The 17,090-nt window shown below is 72.6% G+C and carries 12 protein-coding genes; 10 read left to right on the top strand and 2 right to left on the bottom strand.

Features of this window, described 5'->3' with window-relative positions:
• Nucleotides 1-4: 4 nt before the first annotated feature.
• The 4 genes from ACFYP4_RS11445 (at nucleotide 5) to ACFYP4_RS11430 (ending at nucleotide 7,343) form a co-directional block, all read left to right on the top strand.
• On the top strand, nucleotides 5-910 hold the full coding sequence (locus ACFYP4_RS11445; RefSeq protein WP_388785075.1) for a carbohydrate ABC transporter permease: 906 nt from the start codon (nucleotides 5-7) through the stop codon (nucleotides 908-910).
• 83 nt (nucleotides 911-993) lie between these two features.
• On the top strand, nucleotides 994-2,226 hold the full coding sequence (locus ACFYP4_RS11440) for a glycosyl hydrolase (RefSeq protein WP_388784858.1): 1,233 nt from the start codon (nucleotides 994-996) through the stop codon (nucleotides 2,224-2,226).
• Nucleotides 2,227-2,291: 65 nt separating this feature from the next.
• Nucleotides 2,292-4,298 (top strand): endo-beta-N-acetylglucosaminidase, encoded by a 2,007-nt coding sequence (locus ACFYP4_RS11435; protein WP_358850712.1) that lies wholly within the window; start codon nucleotides 2,292-2,294, stop codon nucleotides 4,296-4,298.
• 27 nt (nucleotides 4,299-4,325) lie between these two features.
• Nucleotides 4,326-7,343 (top strand): glycoside hydrolase family 38 C-terminal domain-containing protein, encoded by a 3,018-nt coding sequence (locus ACFYP4_RS11430; RefSeq protein ID WP_358850711.1) that lies wholly within the window; start codon nucleotides 4,326-4,328, stop codon nucleotides 7,341-7,343.
• Between the two features lie 202 nt (nucleotides 7,344-7,545).
• Here ACFYP4_RS11430 and ACFYP4_RS11425 read toward each other — a convergent pair whose 3' ends face one another.
• Complete coding sequence (locus ACFYP4_RS11425) at nucleotides 7,546-8,268, bottom strand: FadR/GntR family transcriptional regulator (protein WP_358850710.1); 723 nt, start codon at nucleotides 8,266-8,268, stop codon at nucleotides 7,546-7,548.
• A 223-nt stretch (nucleotides 8,269-8,491) separates the two neighbouring features.
• On the opposite strand from ACFYP4_RS11425, the gene ACFYP4_RS11420 reads away from it, so the two are divergent.
• The 4 genes from ACFYP4_RS11420 to ACFYP4_RS11405 are packed head-to-tail and all read left to right on the top strand — an operon-like array spanning nucleotide 8,492 to nucleotide 12,442.
• Nucleotides 8,492-9,847: an L-fuconate dehydratase gene (locus ACFYP4_RS11420; RefSeq protein ID WP_388784855.1), complete on the top strand. Its 1,356-nt coding sequence runs from the start codon at nucleotides 8,492-8,494 to the stop codon at nucleotides 9,845-9,847.
• A gap of 14 nt (nucleotides 9,848-9,861) precedes the next feature.
• The gene (locus ACFYP4_RS11415) at nucleotides 9,862-10,617 is read left to right on the top strand and encodes an SDR family oxidoreductase (RefSeq protein WP_358850773.1); all 756 of its coding nucleotides are present in this window, start codon (nucleotides 9,862-9,864) and stop codon (nucleotides 10,615-10,617) included.
• Complete coding sequence (locus ACFYP4_RS11410; RefSeq protein ID WP_358850708.1) at nucleotides 10,614-11,606, top strand: aldo/keto reductase; 993 nt, start codon at nucleotides 10,614-10,616, stop codon at nucleotides 11,604-11,606. Before ACFYP4_RS11415 ends, ACFYP4_RS11410 begins: the two co-directional genes overlap by 4 nt.
• Nucleotides 11,603-12,442, top strand: coding sequence for an amidohydrolase family protein (locus ACFYP4_RS11405; RefSeq protein ID WP_358850707.1), 840 nt, complete (start codon nucleotides 11,603-11,605; stop codon nucleotides 12,440-12,442). Before ACFYP4_RS11410 ends, ACFYP4_RS11405 begins: the two co-directional genes overlap by 4 nt.
• On the opposite strand, the gene ACFYP4_RS11400 is transcribed toward ACFYP4_RS11405, so the two are convergent.
• Nucleotides 12,430-13,851 carry a lipase maturation factor family protein gene (locus ACFYP4_RS11400; protein WP_388785073.1) on the bottom strand — a complete coding sequence of 474 codons (1,422 nt, stop codon included), beginning with the start codon at nucleotides 13,849-13,851 and terminating at the stop codon, nucleotides 12,430-12,432. The two genes, ACFYP4_RS11405 and ACFYP4_RS11400, sit on opposite strands and share 13 nt — an antisense overlap.
• Before the next feature lie 203 nt (nucleotides 13,852-14,054).
• Here ACFYP4_RS11400 and ACFYP4_RS11395 point away from each other — a divergent pair, with 203 nt between their 5' ends.
• A complete protein-coding gene (locus ACFYP4_RS11395) occupies nucleotides 14,055-16,127 on the top strand; it encodes a SpoIIE family protein phosphatase (protein WP_358850705.1) in 2,073 nt (690 codons plus the stop codon).
• 86 nt (nucleotides 16,128-16,213) lie between these two features.
• Entirely contained in the window at nucleotides 16,214-17,074 is an 861-nt protein-coding gene (locus tag ACFYP4_RS11390; RefSeq protein ID WP_358850704.1) for a DNA-formamidopyrimidine glycosylase family protein, read from the top strand.
• Nucleotides 17,075-17,090: the final 16 nt, after the last annotated feature.

Genomic DNA, 17,090 nt, shown 5'->3' with positions numbered 1-17,090 from the left:
CCCCGTGAAGGCGCCCGGGGCCCGGCAGGCACCCGGGGAAACCGCGCGCACCCCGCGGCGGCGCGTCACCGACGAGCACGGCCGGCGCGTCGGCGTCCGCGAACTCGCCCTGCGCTACCTCCTGCTGCTCGCCGTCCTGGCGCTCACCGTCGGCCCCTTCGTCTGGCAGCTGTCCACCTCGCTCAAGGGCCCCACCGAGGACATCTTCAGCTCGCCGCCGCGTTTCCTGCCGGACGACCCCACCCTGCACAACTACCGGCGCGTCGCCGACACCATCCCGGTCTGGGACTATGCACTCAACTCGCTCAAGGTCGCCGGAGCCAACGTCGTCACGAACTGCGTCGGCTCGGCGCTCGCGGGCTACGCCCTGGCCCGGCTGCGCTACCGCGGACGCCGCGTCGCCACGCTCGTCTTCATCCTGGCGATGCTCGTCCCCGTCGAGGGCATCATCATCGCCCAGTTCACGACCATGCGTGAGCTCGGCCTGAACAACACCCTCGTAGGGGTCGTCCTGCCGGGCTGCATCGGCGCGATGAACGTGCTGCTGATGCGCAACGCCTTCCGCAACCTCCCGTACGAGATCGAGGAGGCGGCCTACGTCGACGGGGCGAACGCCTGGCAGCGGTTCCTGCGCATCGCGCTGCCGTCGGTGAGGGGCACCCTCGCCGTGGTCGCGGTCTTCGCGTTCATGGGTGCCTGGGACGACTTCCTGTGGCCCCTCATCGTGCTCAGTGATCCATCCAAATTCACCCTGACCATCGGCCTCAACTATCTGCACGGCACCTTCGCCAACGACGAACGGCTGGTCGCCGCCGGCACGATCATCGCCGTGGCACCGCTGATCGCCCTGTTCGCCTGCCTCCAGCGGTACTTCTTCCGCGGCGTGGGCGAGGGCGCGGTGAAGGGCTGAGCCGCGGCGAGGGGGTCACGCCCCGTCCTCCCAGCGGCGCGCCGGGCCGCACTCCCGCCCCACCCGATTCGCAAGGATCCCGTATGTCCTCTGCCGTGCGCTTCGGCGTCAACTACACCCCCAGCGAAGGGTGGTTCCACCACTGGCTCGACTTCGACCTGGACGCCGTCCGCGCCGACCTCGACTCCATCGCGCGGCTCGGTCTCGACCACATCCGGGTCTTCCCCCTGTGGCCCTACTTCCAGCCCAACCGCACCCTCATCCGCCCGCGCGCCGTCGAACAGCTCGTCGCCCTCGCCGACGCCGCCGCCGACCGGGGACTCGACGTCAACGTGGACGGCCTGCAAGGACACCTGTCCAGCTTCGACTACCTGCCGGCGTGGACCCGGACCTGGCACCGGAGGAACATCTTCACCGACCCCGAAGTGACCGATGGCGAGGCGGAGTTCGTGCGCACCCTCGCCGCCGCACTCGCCGACCGGCCCAACTTCATCGGCATGACCGTCGGCAACGAGATCAGCCAGTTCGCGGCAGGCCCGCACCCCGACCCGGACCGCATCACGCCGGCGGAGGCGGAGGCCTGGCTGCTGACCCTGCTCGCCGCCTGCGAGAAGGGCGCCCCCGGCAAGCTGCACCTGCACGCCTCCTACGACGCCACCTGGTACCAGGACGACCAGCCCTTCACCCCCGCGCACGCGGCACGGCTCGGCGCGGTCACCGCCGTGCACTCCTGGGTCTTCAACGGCACCGCCCAGCGCCACGGCCGTGCCGCCCCGGCCACCGAGCACCACGCCGCCTACCTCGTCGAGCTGTCCAAGGCCTGGGCGGACGACCCGCACCGGCCCGTCTGGCTCCAGGAGGTAGGCGCGCCCGCGCCCGTCATCCCCGCCGAGCACGCGGCCGCCTTCACCGAGGCGACCGTCACGAACGTGCTGGACTGCCCCGGCCTGTGGGGCGTCACCTGGTGGTGCTCGCACGACGTGAACCGCGGCCTCGCCGACTTCCCCGAACTCGAGTACTCCCTTGGCCTGTTGACGAACGACCGGCGGACGAAGCCGGCCGGGGAGACCCTCGCGCGGATCGCCGCTGAGCGGCGGACCGACCGCCCCGCGCCCCGCACCACCGCGCTGGTCGTCGACACCACACCGGGCCGCTCGGTCTGCGCGCCCGGCGGACCGGTCTTCGAGGCCTTCGCCCGGCTGGCCGGCGACGGCGCCCGCCCCACCACCGTACTGGCGAGCCGCGCCGGCGACAGGGAACACCTCACCGCCCGCGGCATCACCGAGACCGTCACCCCCGACCAGGTCACCACGTGACCTGCCGCCCCACGAGAACACCTGGCAAGCACCGTAGTCCGTCCCCCAACGTTACGGAGCGCACCGTGAACCTCAGCAGACGCACCGTCCTGATCGCCGGAGCCGGCGCCGCCGCGGGACTCGCCCCCGGCCTGTCCGGCACGGCCGGCGCGGCCACCCGGGACCTCCAGCCGTACGCCTCCTACTGGTACCCCGACACGCTGCCCGCCGGCACCCCGGGCGCCGGCATCACCTGGCGCAGTCTGAAGACCTGGCGCGCCGCGGACGACACGGACCTCGCGTTCAACGCGGCGTCCGTCCCGCTCGCCACGCGCTTCACACCGACACCGGCGAACCGGACGGCGCGCGCGGGCCAGGCCCGGATCCAGTCCCTCGTCTCCTTCGGCCCGACGGCGGGCAACCCCTCCCAGGGCGCACCGACCGCCGACTACTACGCCCTGACGCACTGGGCGTACATCGACGAACTCGTCTTCTGGGGCGGCTCGTCCGGCGAGGGCCTGATCCTCGCCCCCAACGCGCCGGTCGTCGACGCCGCCCACCGCCACGGCGTACCCGTCCTGGGCAACGTCTTCCTGCCGCCCGCCGCCTACGGCGGACAGCTGCGCTGGACCCGAGACCTCGTCCAGAAGGACGCGGCCGGCCACTACCCGCTGGCGGCGCAGCTCGTCGCGGTCGCCGCCGCCTACGGCTTCGACGGCTGGTTCGTCAACGCCGAGACCGGCGGCGGCGACCCTGCCCTCGCCGCCGACATGCTCGGCTTCCTCAAGGAGCTCAAAGCACTCGGAGCGGCGAAGGGGCAGCGGGTCACCTGGTACGACTCGATGACCGCCGACGGCTCCGTCAGCTGGCAGGGCGCGCTGAACAGCCGGAACAAGGCGTTCTTCCAGGCGGCCGACGCCATGTTCGTCGACTTCCGCTGGTCGCGGAGCACGCTCGCCTCCTCGGGCACGGCAGCACAGCGACTCGGCCGCAGCCGGTACGAGTTGTGGGCGGGCGTCGACGTCGAGTCGAACGGCACGAACACGCCCGTCGACTGGGACGCCATCGTGCCGGCCGACAAGGCCCACGTCGTCTCCGTGGGCCTCTACCGGCCCGAGTGGACCCGCAACCACCTGCCCGCGGACCGCACCCCGGGAGACTTCCACGCGGCCGACGACGCGTTCTGGACCGGGGCTTCACGCGACCCCTCCACGCCCGGCCCGACCGCCGGCTGGCGGGCCCCGGCCGTCTCCGTCGCCGACCGCTCGACCGTCACCGCGCTCCCCTTCGCGACCACCTTCAACACCGGCCACGGCCGGCAGTGGTACGACGCCGGCAAGGTCACCTCGGACCGGCCGTGGAACCATCTCGGGCTCCAGGACCGGCTGCCCTCCCGCCGCTGGGTCGTACGCACCACCGGCCGCCGCCCCGACGTCGCCTTCGACTTCGCGGACGCCTGGCGCGGTGGCAGCAGCCTGCTCGTCGCCGGCACGCTCGACGCGCCGGTCACCCTGGACCTGTACGCCACCCGGTTGCCCCTCGGCACGGACACCGTCGTCGAACTGACCCACCGCACGGACGCGGGCGCGGTCGGGACCGAACTGGCCGTCGCCACCGCCGAACCCGGCACGGCGGGCGGAACACCCCCGTACACCTACTTCCCCGTCGAGGCGGGCAGCGGCGGCTGGCGGACCTCCACCGTGCGCCTGACCGGCCTGACCGGAACCATCCGCGCGCTGGGCGTCCGGCTCATCCCGAGCGGCGGCACCCCGGTCCGCCACCGGCTGGGCGGACTCGCCGTCCGGAACGCGCGGGAGACCCCCGCCGCGCCCGCCGGCCTGCGGATCACCGACGTCGACGGCGGCGACCTGCGCCTCGCCTGGCAGGCCGCCCCCGGCGCCGTACGCCACTACGAGCTGTACCGCACCCTCCCCGACGGCACGCGGCGCTTCCTCGGCGGCACCTGCCAGAGCGCGTTCTTCGTCAAGGGGCTCACCCCCGAGCAGCAGGAGACCGCCGCACGGTTCGAAGTACGCGCGGTGGGGGAGCTGTTCACCATCTCCACCGCCGCCACGACCACCCATCCCTGGTAGCCCGCACCCACACCCACGGAGCACCCCATGCATGACGACCGCACCCTGGTCGAAGCCCGCCTCAAGCGCGTCCTCGACGAGCGCATCCGCCCCGCCGTGTATCCCGAGTCCGTACCGCTGGACGTGGCGGTGTGGCACGCGCCCGGCGAGCCCGTGCCGGTCGCCGAAGGACTGGCCGCCGACACGGCACCGATCGAGGTCGGCGCGCGCTGGGGTGCTCCGTGGGGCACCAGCTGGTTCCGTGTCACCGGAACCGTCCCGAAGGAGTGGGCGGGACGGACCGTCGAGGCGATCCTCGACCTCGGCTTCGACGAGAACATGCCCGGCTTCCAGTGCGAGGGCCTCGTCCACCGGCCCGACGGCACCCCGGTGAAGGGCCTGAACCCCCGCAACCAGTGGGTCCGGGTCGGCGCTCCGGCCGAGGGCGGTGAGGAGGTCCGGCTGCACATCGAGGCGGCCTCCAACCCGGTCATCCTCGACTACCACCCCTTCGTGCCGACCCTGCTCGGCGACAAGGAGACGGCGGGCAGCGAACCGCAGTACACCCTCACCCGCATGGATCTGGCCGTCTTCGACGAGACGGTGTGGCAGCTGGTCATCGACCTGGAAGTGCTCGGCGAGCTGATGGCAGAGCTGCCCGTGGAGTCCGCGCGGCGCTGGGATCTGCTGCGCGCGGTGGAGCGGGCCCTGGACGCGGTCGACCTCCAGGACGTGAACGGCACGGCCGCCGCCGCACGCTCCCGGCTCGAAGGAGTACTCGCCGCGCCCGCCGTGCCCTCCGCGCACCGCATCAGCGCCGTCGGGCACGCGCACATCGACTCGGCGTGGCTGTGGCCGCTGCGCGAGACCGTCCGCAAGGTGGCCCGGACGGCCTCCAACATGACCGCTCTGCTGGAGGACGAGCCCGACTTCGTCTTCACCATGTCCCAGGCCCAGCAGTGGGCATGGGTCAAGGAGCACCGGCCCGAGGTGTGGGCGCGCGTGAAGAAGGCGGTCACGGACGGGCGGTTCGTGCCCGCCGGCGGCATGTGGGTCGAGTCCGACACGAACATGCCCGGATCGGAGGCGATGGCCCGTCAGTTCGTGCACGGCAAGCGGTTCTTCCTGGACGAGTTCGGCATCGAGAACGAAGAGGCCTGGCTGCCCGACACCTTCGGCTTCGCCGCCGGCCTCCCGCAGATCATCAAGGCGGCGGGCTCCAAGTGGCTGCTCACCCAGAAGATCTCGTGGTCGCAGACCAACAGGTTCCCCCACCACACCTTCCAGTGGGAGGGCATCGACGGCACCCGGATCTTCACCCACTTCCCGCCCGTCGACACCTACAACTGCTCCATGAAGGGCAGCGAGATCGCGCACGCCGCGAGCAACTTCAAGGACAAGGGGGTCGCCCGGCACTCCCTGGCACCCACCGGCTGGGGCGACGGCGGCGGCGGCACGACACGCGAGATGGTCGCCAAAGCGGCCCGGCTGCGCGACCTGGAGGGCTCCGCGACCGTCGTCTGGGAGGCTCCCGAGGAGTTCTTCAAGAAGGCGGAGGCCGAATACCCGAACGCGCCCGTGTGGGTGGGTGAGCTGTACCTGGAACTGCACCGCGCCACGCTCACCAGCCAGGCGAGGACCAAGCAGGGCAACCGCCGCAGCGAGCACCTCCTGCGCGAGGCCGAACTCTGGGCGGCGACCGCGGCCGTACGCACCGGATTCGCCTACCCCTACGAGGAGTTGGACCGCATCTGGAAGACGGTCCTGCTCCACCAGTTCCACGACATCCTGCCCGGCTCGTCCATCGCCTGGGTGCACCGGGAGGCACGCAGGACGTACGAGCGGGTCGCCGAGGAGCTGAACGCCGTCATCGACTCGGCGCAGCGTGCGCTGGCCGGCGAGGGTTCGGCGCCGCTGGTCTTCAACTCGGCTCCGCACAGCCGCGACGGGGTCCCTGCGGGCGGCGCCCGGACCCCGGCCGTCCTGGGTGAGACGGCCCTCGAACCCCGCCCGGACGGCGGCTACGTCCTGGACAACGGGATGCTGCGGGTCGGGATCGACGCGCGGGGGCTGGTCGTCTCGGCGTACGACCTGTCCGCCGACCGGGAGACGGTCGCCCCGGGACAGGCTGCCAACCTGCTGCAGATCCATCCCGACTTCCCGAACATGTGGGACGCCTGGGACGTCGACGAGTTCTACCGGAACACGGTCACCGACCTGGTCGACGCCGACGAGGTCGCGCCGGGGGAGGACGGCGTCTCGGTGCGGGTCGTCCGCTCCTTCGGGGCGTCGCGGGTGACCCAGGTGCTGTCGCTGGCACCGGGCGAACAGCGCCTCGGCATCGACACCGAAGTCGACTGGCACGAGACCGAGAAGTTCCTGAAGCTGGCCTTCCCGCTCGACGTGCACGCCGAACGGTACGCGTCCGAGACCCAGTTCGGGCACGTCCACCGGCCGACGCACACCAACACCAGTTGGGAGGCGGCCAAGTTCGAGGCGTGCAACCACCGTTTCGTGCACGTCGAGGAGCCCGGGTGGGGCGTGGCGGTCGTGAACGACTCGACGTACGGCCACGACGTGACCCGGACCGTGCGCGACGGCGACTCCGGTACGACCACCACGGTACGGGTCTCGCTGCTGCGCGCTCCGCGTTTTCCCGACCCCGAGACCGACCAGGGTGTGCACCGGTTCCGGCACGCGCTGGTGCCGGGCGCGACGGTCGGTGACGCGGTGCGCGAGGGGTGGCGGATCAACCTGCCCGAGCGCCGGGTGACCGGCTCCCAGGAGGTCGCGCCGCTGGTGACCGTCGAGCAGGACGCCGTCGTGGTGACGGCGGTCAAGCTGGCCGACGACGGGAGCGGGGACGTGATCGTGCGGTTCCACGAGTCGCGGGGCGGTCGGTCGTGGGCGACGCTCACGCCGGGGTTCTCCTTCGAGGAGGTCGTGGTGACGGATCTGCTGGAGAGGCCGCTTGCCGGGGCGGGGGCGCCTGAGCGGGACGGGGCGCGGCTGCGGGTGCGGTTGCGGCCGTTCGAGTTGGTGACGCTTCGGTTCGGGCGGGGGTGACGGGCCACTGCCGTGACTGACCGAGGTGTCACCGGGCCGCTTTCCTGCCCGGGCCCCGGGGGTTCCCTTGGGGGTTTCCCGCCCGGGGGATTGGTTCCGACTCGGGGCTCCGCCCCGGGCCCCGCTCCTCAAACGCCGGAGGGGCTGGATTTCCCGCCGTCGGCGCTGAGTTCTTTCCGGCTGGCGCTCGATGCGGCATTGTCTACGGTTCCAGCTGCGTCCGCAGCCATTGCTCCACCTCGCCCACGTGGGCCGCCGCAGCCGTTCGGGCCGCTTCCGGGTCGTGGGCGAGCAGGGCGCGGTGGATCGCCGCGTGCTCGCGGCGGGTGCGTTCGAAGGCGCCCTGCTCCTGGTAGCCGCGCCACACCCGGGCGCGGAAGGTGCGGGAGGAGAGTCCCTCCAGGATCGCGGCCAGCGTCTCGTTGCCCGCCGCCGCCACCACGGCGCGGTGGAAGGCAAGGTCGTGCGCGAGGATCTCCTCGGGATCGTCCGTCGCGTTCATGGCCAGCAGGTGTTCCCCGACCTCGGCGAGCTGGTCGGGGGTGATCCGCGCGGCGGCCAGCGCAGTCGCCGTCGATTCGAGGATCCGGCGCACCTCGAGCAGCTCGACGAGTCGCGGTCCCCGGGAGAGGTCGGCCACGATCCCGAACGTCTCCAGGAGGTCCCCGGCCTGCAACTGCGTGACGTAGATGCCCGATCCGTGCCGGGCCTCCAGCACCCCGAGGACCGTGAGCGCACGGATGGCCTCACGCATCGAGCTGCGGGACATGCCGAGCCGGGCCGCGAGATCCCGCTCGGTCGGCAGCCGCTGCCCCGGTTCCAGGCGGCCCTCACCGATCATCGCCTTGATCCGCTCGATGGCGCGCTGCGTCACCGTGCCCTTCGGCGGGGCGGCCTCCGTCTCCTGGGGCTCGCTCTCGTCCACGCCGTTTCCTCCTGTTGCCGGGTGCGCGCAGTCTAACCAGCCAGGTGGTCGGACCACTGTGGCCGAAAACCGGGACGACTTGGCTCCAGAGGGTGGTGTGAGCCACAAGTGGTCTGATAAATATTCGTCCGGTCGGCAAGGAAACTTCCCGGGCCCGGCCCCGGAGACCGACCCCCGGCCCACGTTCGCGCCCGTCCCCGAGCCCCGGACCGAAAGGCCTCCCGTGTCCCCCACCGCCGCCCGCGTCACCGCGGTCGACACCCACGACATCCGCTTTCCCACCTCGCGCGAGCTCGACGGGTCCGACGCGATGAACCCGGACCCCGACTACTCGGCGGCGTACGTCGTGCTGCGCACCGACGCGGCCGACGGCATCGAGGGCCACGGCTTCACCTTCACCATCGGGCGGGGCAACGAGGTCCAGGTCGCCGCGATCGAAGCACTGCGGGCGCACGTGACCGGACGGTCCGTCGACGAGCTGTGCGCCGACCCCGGCTCCCTGAGCCGGGACCTCGTCGGCGACAGCCAGCTGCGCTGGCTCGGGCCCGAGAAGGGCGTGATGCACATGGCGATCGGCGCCGTCGTCAACGCCGTGTGGGACCTGGCCGCCAAACGTGCGGGAAAGCCGCTGTGGCAGCTGCTCGCGGACGCCGAGCCGGAGTGGCTGGTGCGGCAGGTCGACTTCCGCTACCTCACGGACGCCCTCACCCCCGACGAGGCGCTGGAGCTGCTGCGCCGCGGCCGGGAGGGGGCCGCCGAACGCGTCGCGGTCCTACGGGAGAAGGGTTCCCCGGCCTACACGACCTCGCCCGGCTGGCTCGGCTACAGCGACGAGAAGCTCACCCGCCTCGCCGCTCGGGCGGTCGCCGACGGCTTCACCCAGATCAAGCTGAAGGTCGGCGCGGACCTGGCGGACGACCTGCGCCGCTGCCGCGTCGCCCGTTCCGTGGTCGGACCCGGCATCCGCGTCGCCATCGACGCCAACCAGCGCTGGGACGTCGACGAGGCGATCGCCTGGGTCGGCGCGCTCGCCGAGTTCGCGCCCTACTGGATCGAGGAGCCGACCAGCCCCGACGACATCCTCGGACACGCGGCCGTCCGCCGGGCCGTCGCACCGGTGAAGGTCGCCACCGGCGAGCACGTGCAGAACCGCATCGTCTTCAAGCAGCTGCTCCAGGCGGACGCCGTCGACATCCTCCAGCTCGACGCGGCGCGGGTCGGCGGCGTCAACGAGAACCTCGCGATCCTGCTGCTCGCCGCCAAGTTCGGCGTGCCCGTCTGCCCGCACGCCGGCGGTGTCGGGCTGTGCGAACTCGTCCAGCACCTCTCGATGTTCGACTTCGTGGCACTCGCCGGCACCACCGACGACCGGGTCATCGAGTACGTCGACCATCTGCACGATCACTTCGTGGACCCCGTGGTGATCCGCGACGGCCACTACACCGCGCCCACCGCACCCGGCTTCTCGGCGACCATGCGGCCCGAGTCCGTAGCGGAGTTCACCTTCCCCGGCGGTACCTTCTGGGCAGCCGACCTCGCGCAGCAGTCACTCACCGACCCGGAGGACGAGACGGCATGACGGACACTCAGGAAATGGGCGACTTCGCGGGCCTCAGGGCGCTCGTGACGGGCGGCGCCTCCGGCATCGGCCGCGCCACCGCCGATCTCCTCGCCGCCCGCGGCGCCCGGGTCGCCGTGCTCGACCTCGATCCGAGCGGCGTGGAGGCGCCCCTGCTCGCGTACCGGGCCGACGTCGCCGACGACGCGTCCGTCCGGGACGCCGTGGCCGCCGCGGTCGCGGACCTCGGCGGCCTGGACGTCCTGGTCAACAACGCGGGCATCGGCGCCCGGGGCACCGTCGAGGACAACGACGACGAGCAGTGGCACCGGGTCCTGGACGTCAACGTCCTCGGCATCGTGCGCACCACCCGCGCCGCGCTGCCCGCCCTGCGGGAGTCCGCGCACGCGGCCGTCGTGAACACCTGCTCCGTCGCCGCCACCGCCGGTCTGCCCCAGCGCGCCCTCTACTCCGCCTCCAAGGGCGCGGTCCTCTCCCTCACCCTCGCGATGGCCGCCGACCACGTCCGGGAGGGCATCCGCGTCAACTGCGTCAACCCCGGCACCGTCGACACCCCCTGGGTGGGGCGCCTGCTCGACGCGGCCCCCGACCCCGGCGCCGAACGGGCCGCGCTCGAAGCGCGTCAGCCCACCGGCCGCCTCGTCTCGGCACCCGAGGTCGCCGGGGCCGTCGCGTACCTGGCGAGCCCGCTGTCCGGCGCCACCACCGGCACCGCCCTCGCCGTGGACGGCGGCATGCAGGGCCTGCGCCTGCGCCCCGAGGCCCGGTGAGCAGGCTCGGGAGCAGCCGCGTGGAGGTCGGTGACCTCGCCTTCGGCGCCGCGGGCATCGGCAACCTGTACACCGCGGTCGGTGAGGAGCAGGCGCGTGAGGCCGTGGACGCGGCCTGGGCCGCCGGCATCCGCTACTTCGACACCGCCCCCCACTACGGCCTCGGTCTCTCCGAACGCCGCCTCGGGGCCGCCCTGCGCGACAGGCCCCGCGCCGACTACACCCTCTCCACCAAGGTCGGCCGCCGCCTGGAGCCCCATGACGCGGGCGGGGACGACCTCGCCAACGGCTTCGCCGTACCCGCGACCCACCGCCGCGTCTGGGACTTCAGCGCGGACGGCGTACGGCGCGGCCTGGACGCGAGCCTGACCCGCCTCGGCGTCGACCACGTGGACGTCGTCTACCTCCACGACCCCGACGACCACGCCGAGCAGGCGTTCCGCGAGGGCTACCCAGCCCTGGAGAAACTGCGCTCGGAAGGTGTGGTGCGTGCGATCGGCGCCGGCATGAACCAGACCGCGATGCTCACCCGCTTCCTGCGCGAGACGGACGTCGACGTCGTCCTGTGCGCGGGCCGCTACACCCTGCTGGACCACCGGGCCCTGACCGGCCTGCTGCCCGCCGCCCAGGACCGCGGCGCCTCCGTCGTCGTCGGCGGTGCCTTCAACTCCGGCCTGCTGGCCGACCCGAAGCCGGGCGCGACGTACGACTACGCAGCCGCGCCACCCGAGTTGCTGGACCGGGCCCTGCGCCTCAGGGCGATCGCCGAGCGGCACGGCACCACGCTGCGCGCCGCCGCCCTGGCCTTCCCCGCCGCGCACCCGGCAGTGGCGAGCGTCCTGGTCGGCGCCCGCTCGTCCCCCGAAGTCCGGGATTGCGCAGAGCAGTTCACGACACCGGTGCCGGCCGGCTTCTGGCAGGAACTGCGCGACGCCCGCCTGCTGCCCGAGGACGCCCCCGTACCCGTACCGGGAGAGCAGCCGTCGTGACCGTCGACGCACACCACCACGTGTGGGACCTCACCGTCCGCGACCAGGACTGGATCACCGGGCCGCGGCTGCGGCCGCTGCGGCGGAACTTCACGGTCGCGGACCTCGCGCCACAGGCCCGGGCGGCGGGTGTCGAGCGCACGGTGCTCGTCCAGACGGTCACCGTGCCCGAGGAGACCCCCGAGTTCCTGGCGCTCGCCCTGGAGAGCGACCTGGTCGGGGGAGTGGTCGGGTGGACCGACCTCACACGGCCCGACGTCGCCGGGGAACTGGCGCGCCTGGCGCAACTGCCCGGCGGCCGGCACCTCAAGGGCGTCCGCCACCAGGTCCAGTCGGAGCCCGACCCCGCCTGGCTGCTGCGGCCGGACGTGCTGCGGGGACTGTCCGCCGTCGCGGAGGCGGGGCTCGTGTACGACCTGGTGGTCCTGCCCGAACAGCTCCCGTCCTGCGTCGGGGCGGCCGCCGCCCTGCCCGGACTCACCTTCGTCCTGGACCACGCGGGCAAGCCGCCCGTCGCCTCCGGTGAGCTGGAGCCGTGGGCGTCCGGGCTCCGGGCACTCGCCGCCCTCCCCAACACGGTCTGCAAACTGTCCGGTCTGGTCACCGAGGCCGACCTCGCGCGGTGGACGGCCGACGGCCTCCGCCCCTACGCCGACACGGTTCTGGACGCCTTCGGTCCCGGCCGCCTGATGTTCGGCTCGGACTGGCCGGTGTGCACCCTGGCGGCGAGCTACCGCCAAGTCGTGGAGTGTGCACAGGAGTTGACCAGGCAATTGAGCGCCGGTGAACGCGCCGACGTCTTCACGAACACCGCGGCCCGCGTCTACCGCCTCTGAGACCCCGAGGCCAGCCGCGTCGGCGGCAGGAAGTCCCGCACATACGTCCGCTCCCAGTACGACCCCGTCTCCCGCAGCTCGCGCCAGGTCGTGCAGCGGTAGCGGAAGAGCCGGGCCCGCACGAAGCGAGGCGGGGCGTCCACGGGGAACGGTGACCGGCGCAGGAGCCGCAGCGTGTCACGGTCGTTCTCCAGCAGCCGCTCGACCAGGGCACCGAACCACGGCTCCGCGTACGCCGGGGAGAGGGCCGCGAACCACATCATCCAGTCGAGCCGCAGATGGTACGGGGCGAACTGGCGCGGCCGACGCCGCGGATCACCGGGCTTGCCCCGGAACTCGTACTCCCGCCAGTCCGAGTCCGCGCGCGCCACCTCGTCCGCGGTGCCCTCGACCACCACCTCGTACCGGATGCGGCTGACACTGCCGAAGGCGCCGTACGTGTTGACCAGGTGGAGCGGGTCGAACGAACGGTTCATCACCTGACGCCGGGACACCAGGTTGCGTGCCGGACGGTAGCTCAGGCCCAGCAGCAGCGCGGCGACGGTGAGGACGACGACCTCGTACCAGAGCGGTGCCGCGGGCGTCTTCGGCGCGGTGGCCGGGAGTTCCAGCGCGGACAGCGCCAGCACGATCGTGACCCAGTTCAGCCAGGCGAAGTTGCCCGACAGGACCAGCCACAGCTGGGTGACGATCATCAGTGCCGCGGCCGCCGTCGCCACCGGCTGCGGCGCGAACAGCAGTACCGGCACCACGAGTTGCGTGACATGGTTGGCGGCCGCCTCGATGCGGTGCACCGGCTTCGGCAGGTGGTGGAAGAACCGGCTCAGCGGACCCGGCATCGGCTGCGTCTCGTGGTGGTGGTCCAGGCACGTCAGCCTGCGCCAGCACACGTCACCGCGCAGCTTGATCAGCCCCGCCCCGAACTCGACCCGGAACAGCACCCAGCGCAGCAGGAAGAGGACGACGACCGGCGGGGCCACCTCGTCGTTGCCGAGGAACACCGCGAGGAACCCGGTCTCCAGGAGCAGGGACTCCCAGCCGAAGCCGTACCAGGTCTGACCGACGTTCACGATCGACAGGTACAGCGCCCACGGGACGAGCCACAGCAGCATCCCGCCCCACAGGGGCAGCCGCGCGTCGAGGCCCGCCAGCAGTGCCGCCGACACCGCGCAGCCCGCCCATGACCAGGCCGCGAAGAACCGGTCGGAGTAGTACAGCTGGAACACGCTCGGCGCCCTGCGGAACGGCACCCGGGCCACGAAGCGGGGCACGGGCAGCATGCCGCGCTCCCCGAGCAGCGCCCGGAACTGCAGCGCCGCCGTCAGGAAGGCGACCAGGTACACACCCGCCAGCCCGCGCTGGAAGACCACCCGGCTCACCCAGTACCCGGGTGCCGTGAACCACTCCACGCCCGCCTCCTCGCTCCTGCCGGGTCCGCCGCTCACCGGACGGGTCCCCGCCGCCGGACATCCCGACACCGCGTCCCGGCCGGCGCTTTCCTCCGTCACCCGTACGCAGCAACCCACCCCGGCGGCGTGCCGGGGTGGGTTGCCGCGCGTCCCGAAGGCGCCCACAAGTCGAATAATCGGGCAGATCCTGGCAAGGTGGGCGCATGGTTGATCGGGGAGCGAGCGCCCTGTCACTCCCGGACGACTGGCCCGCCCGCCCGGATCCGATCATGGCGCTCAACCGCATGGGCAGCTTCGACTGGAACCTGGACACCGCCGTGATGTACATGGACGTCCAGGCCCTGGCCGTGTTCGACATGAGCCCGGACGAGTACGACGGCCGCCCGCAGACCCTCGGCGCGCGGGTACCGCCCGCCGAGGCCCACGGCCTGGACACCATGGTCTCCCAGGCCCTCAAGGACGGCAGCGCCAACTACGGCGCCTACTTCCGCGTCCGCCACCGGGACGGCTCCCTGCACTGGACCCACACCCAGGGCTACATCCACCGCGACGGCGCCGGCCGCCCCCGCCGGATCCTCGGCATCGTCCGCGACGCCACCCAGGAGCTGAGCGAGAGCGCCGAGCGCCGGGAGAAGGCCGCCGAGGACGAGGCCCGGCGCCAGCAGACGAACGTCGTGCAGATCACCACGGCCGCGCTCGCGCACGCCCGCACCGTCGAGGACGTCATCGACGTCCTCGAGGACACCCAGGGCGTCACCCACCTGGGCGCCACCAGCCTGGTCATGGGCCTGCTGGAGGCCGGCCGGATCCGCCTCGTCGCGGCGGGCCCCGAGTACAGCTACGTGCCCGGCACCCGGGTCACCCGCATCGACGAGCAGTACCCGATGAACGAAGTCGTCCGGACCCTCGTCCCGCACTTCATCGAGTCGCCCGAGGAGTTCGCCGAGGCCTACCCCCTGCTCTGGCCCAACATCACCGATCTGAAGATCACCTCAGCCGCGTACCTCCCGCTCATCGTGCAGGCCAGACCCATCGGCGCGATCGGGCTGCTCTACAACGACCGGCGCGGCTTCTCGGCGGAGGAGCGCAACGTCCTGGTGGCCCTCGGCAGCAGCATCGCCCAGAGCCTCCAGCGGGCCATGTTCTTCGAGCAGGAGAAGGACCTCGCCCAGGGCCTCCAGCAGGCCATGCTGCCGCGCTCGATCCCGAGCGTGCCCGGCGCCGACCTCGCCGTCCGCTACCGCTCCGCCGCCCTAGGCCGGGACATCGGCGGCGACTGGTACGACCTGATCCCCCTGCCCGGCGGGCGCGTCGGAGCCGTCATCGGCGACGTCCAGGGCCACGACACCCACGCCGCCGCCGTCATGGGCCAGCTGCGCATCGTCCTGCGCGCCTACGCGGCCGAGGGGCACACACCCGCCACCGTGATGGCCCGCGCCTCGGTCTTCCTGCACGAACTCGACACCGACCGCTTCGCGACCTGCCTGTACGCCGAGGCCGACCTGACCACCGGGGTCGTCCAGGTGGTCAGGGCCGGCCACATCGATCCGATCGTGCGGCACACCGACGGCACCTGCCGACGGCTCCCCGTCGAGGGAGGACTGCCGCTCGGCCTGTCCGCGGAGTTCGGCAGCCTCGAATACCCGGTCGACACCGTCGAGCTCGACCCCGGCCAGACCCTGCTGCTGTTCACCGACGGACTCGTCGAGCAGCCCGGCATCGACCTCGACGAGGGCATGCGCACCCTCCGTGAGCTCGTCAGCTCCGGACCCGACGACGTCGGCGACCTCGCCGACCGCCTCATCGAGGTGGCCGAGGAACGCTGTGGCGACGACGACGTCGCCCTGCTCCTGCTGCGCCGCCGCGGCCCCACCCGGCAGACCGGCGGACGGCTCCAGCAGCACGTCGCGCCGGGCGACCCCGAGGCACTCACCGAGGCGCGGCACATGATCCGCGCCGCGGTCCGCGCCTGGGGAGCCGGGGACCGTGCCGACGAGATCGAACTGGTCGCCGACGAGCTGATCACCAATGCCCTCATGCACACCGAGGGGGCCGCCGTCGTCACCCTGCGCGCACTGACCGGTCCCGGCCGCAGGCTCCGCGTGGAGGTCGAGGACTCCTCCAGCGCGCTGCCGCGCCGCCGCGAGGCGGGTGAGTCCGGTGTCTCGGGGCGCGGTCTGCTGCTGGTCGACCTGCTCACCGACGGCTGGGGCGTGGAGGCCCGGGGCGGCGGCAAGTGCCTGTGGTGCGAGTTCGCGGTCCCGGACCAGGACTGACGGGCGGTTCCCCTGGCGCCGGTCCCGGACCGGGACCGACGGACGGTTCCCCTGGCGCCGCCCGTGCCGGGTGGCACCCTGGACCCATGCCGGAACTGCCCGAGGTCGAAGCGCTCAAGGACTTCCTGGACGGCCATCTCGTCGGCCGGGAGATCGTCCGTGTCCTGCCCGTCGCGATCAGCGTCCTGAAGACGTACGACCCGCCGCCCGGCGCCCTGGAGGGCCGCGAGGTCACCGCGGTGCGCCGGCACGGCAAGTTCCTGGACATCGAGGCGGGCGGCCTGCACCTCGTGACGCATCTGGCCCGCGCGGGCTGGCTGCACTGGAAGGACAGCCTGCCCGACGGTCCGCCCCGCCCCGGAAAGGGTCCGCTGGCGTTGCGCGTGGCCCTGGGGACGGGCGAGGGCTTCGACCTGACGGAGGCCGGCACCCAGAAGCGCCTCGCCGTGTACGTGGTACGGGACCCGGCCGAGATCCCCGGCGTGGCCCGGCTCGGGCCGGACCCGCTCGCCGCCGACTTCGACGAGGGGTGCTTCACGCGGCTGCTGCAAGGCGAGCGGCGGCAGCTGAAGGGCGCCCTGCGGGACCAGAGCCTGATCGCGGGCGTGGGCAACGCCTACAGCGACGAGATCCTGCACGCCGCGAGGATGTCGCCGTTCAAGCTGGCGTCCGCACTGACGCCCGAGGAGACCAGCCGGCTGTACGAGGCGCTGCGCGGCACGCTGACCGAGGCCGTCGAGCGGTCCCGCGGGGTGGCCGCGGGCCGGCTGAAGGCCGAGAAGAAGAGCGGGCTGCGGGTGCACGGCCGCACCGGGGAGCCCTGCCCGGTGTGCGGGGACACCATCCGCGAGGTGTCCTTCAGTGACTCCTCGCTGCAGTACTGCCCCACCTGCCAGACGGGCGGGAAGCCGCTCGCGGACCGGAGACTGTCGCGGCTGCTCAAGTAAGGGGCGGCCGGTCCGG

This window comes from Streptomyces sp. NPDC005551 (assembly GCF_042871785.1).
GTDB lineage: Bacteria > Actinomycetota > Actinomycetes > Streptomycetales > Streptomycetaceae > Streptomyces.
This window is presented reverse-complemented; position numbering and strand designations above follow the sequence as displayed.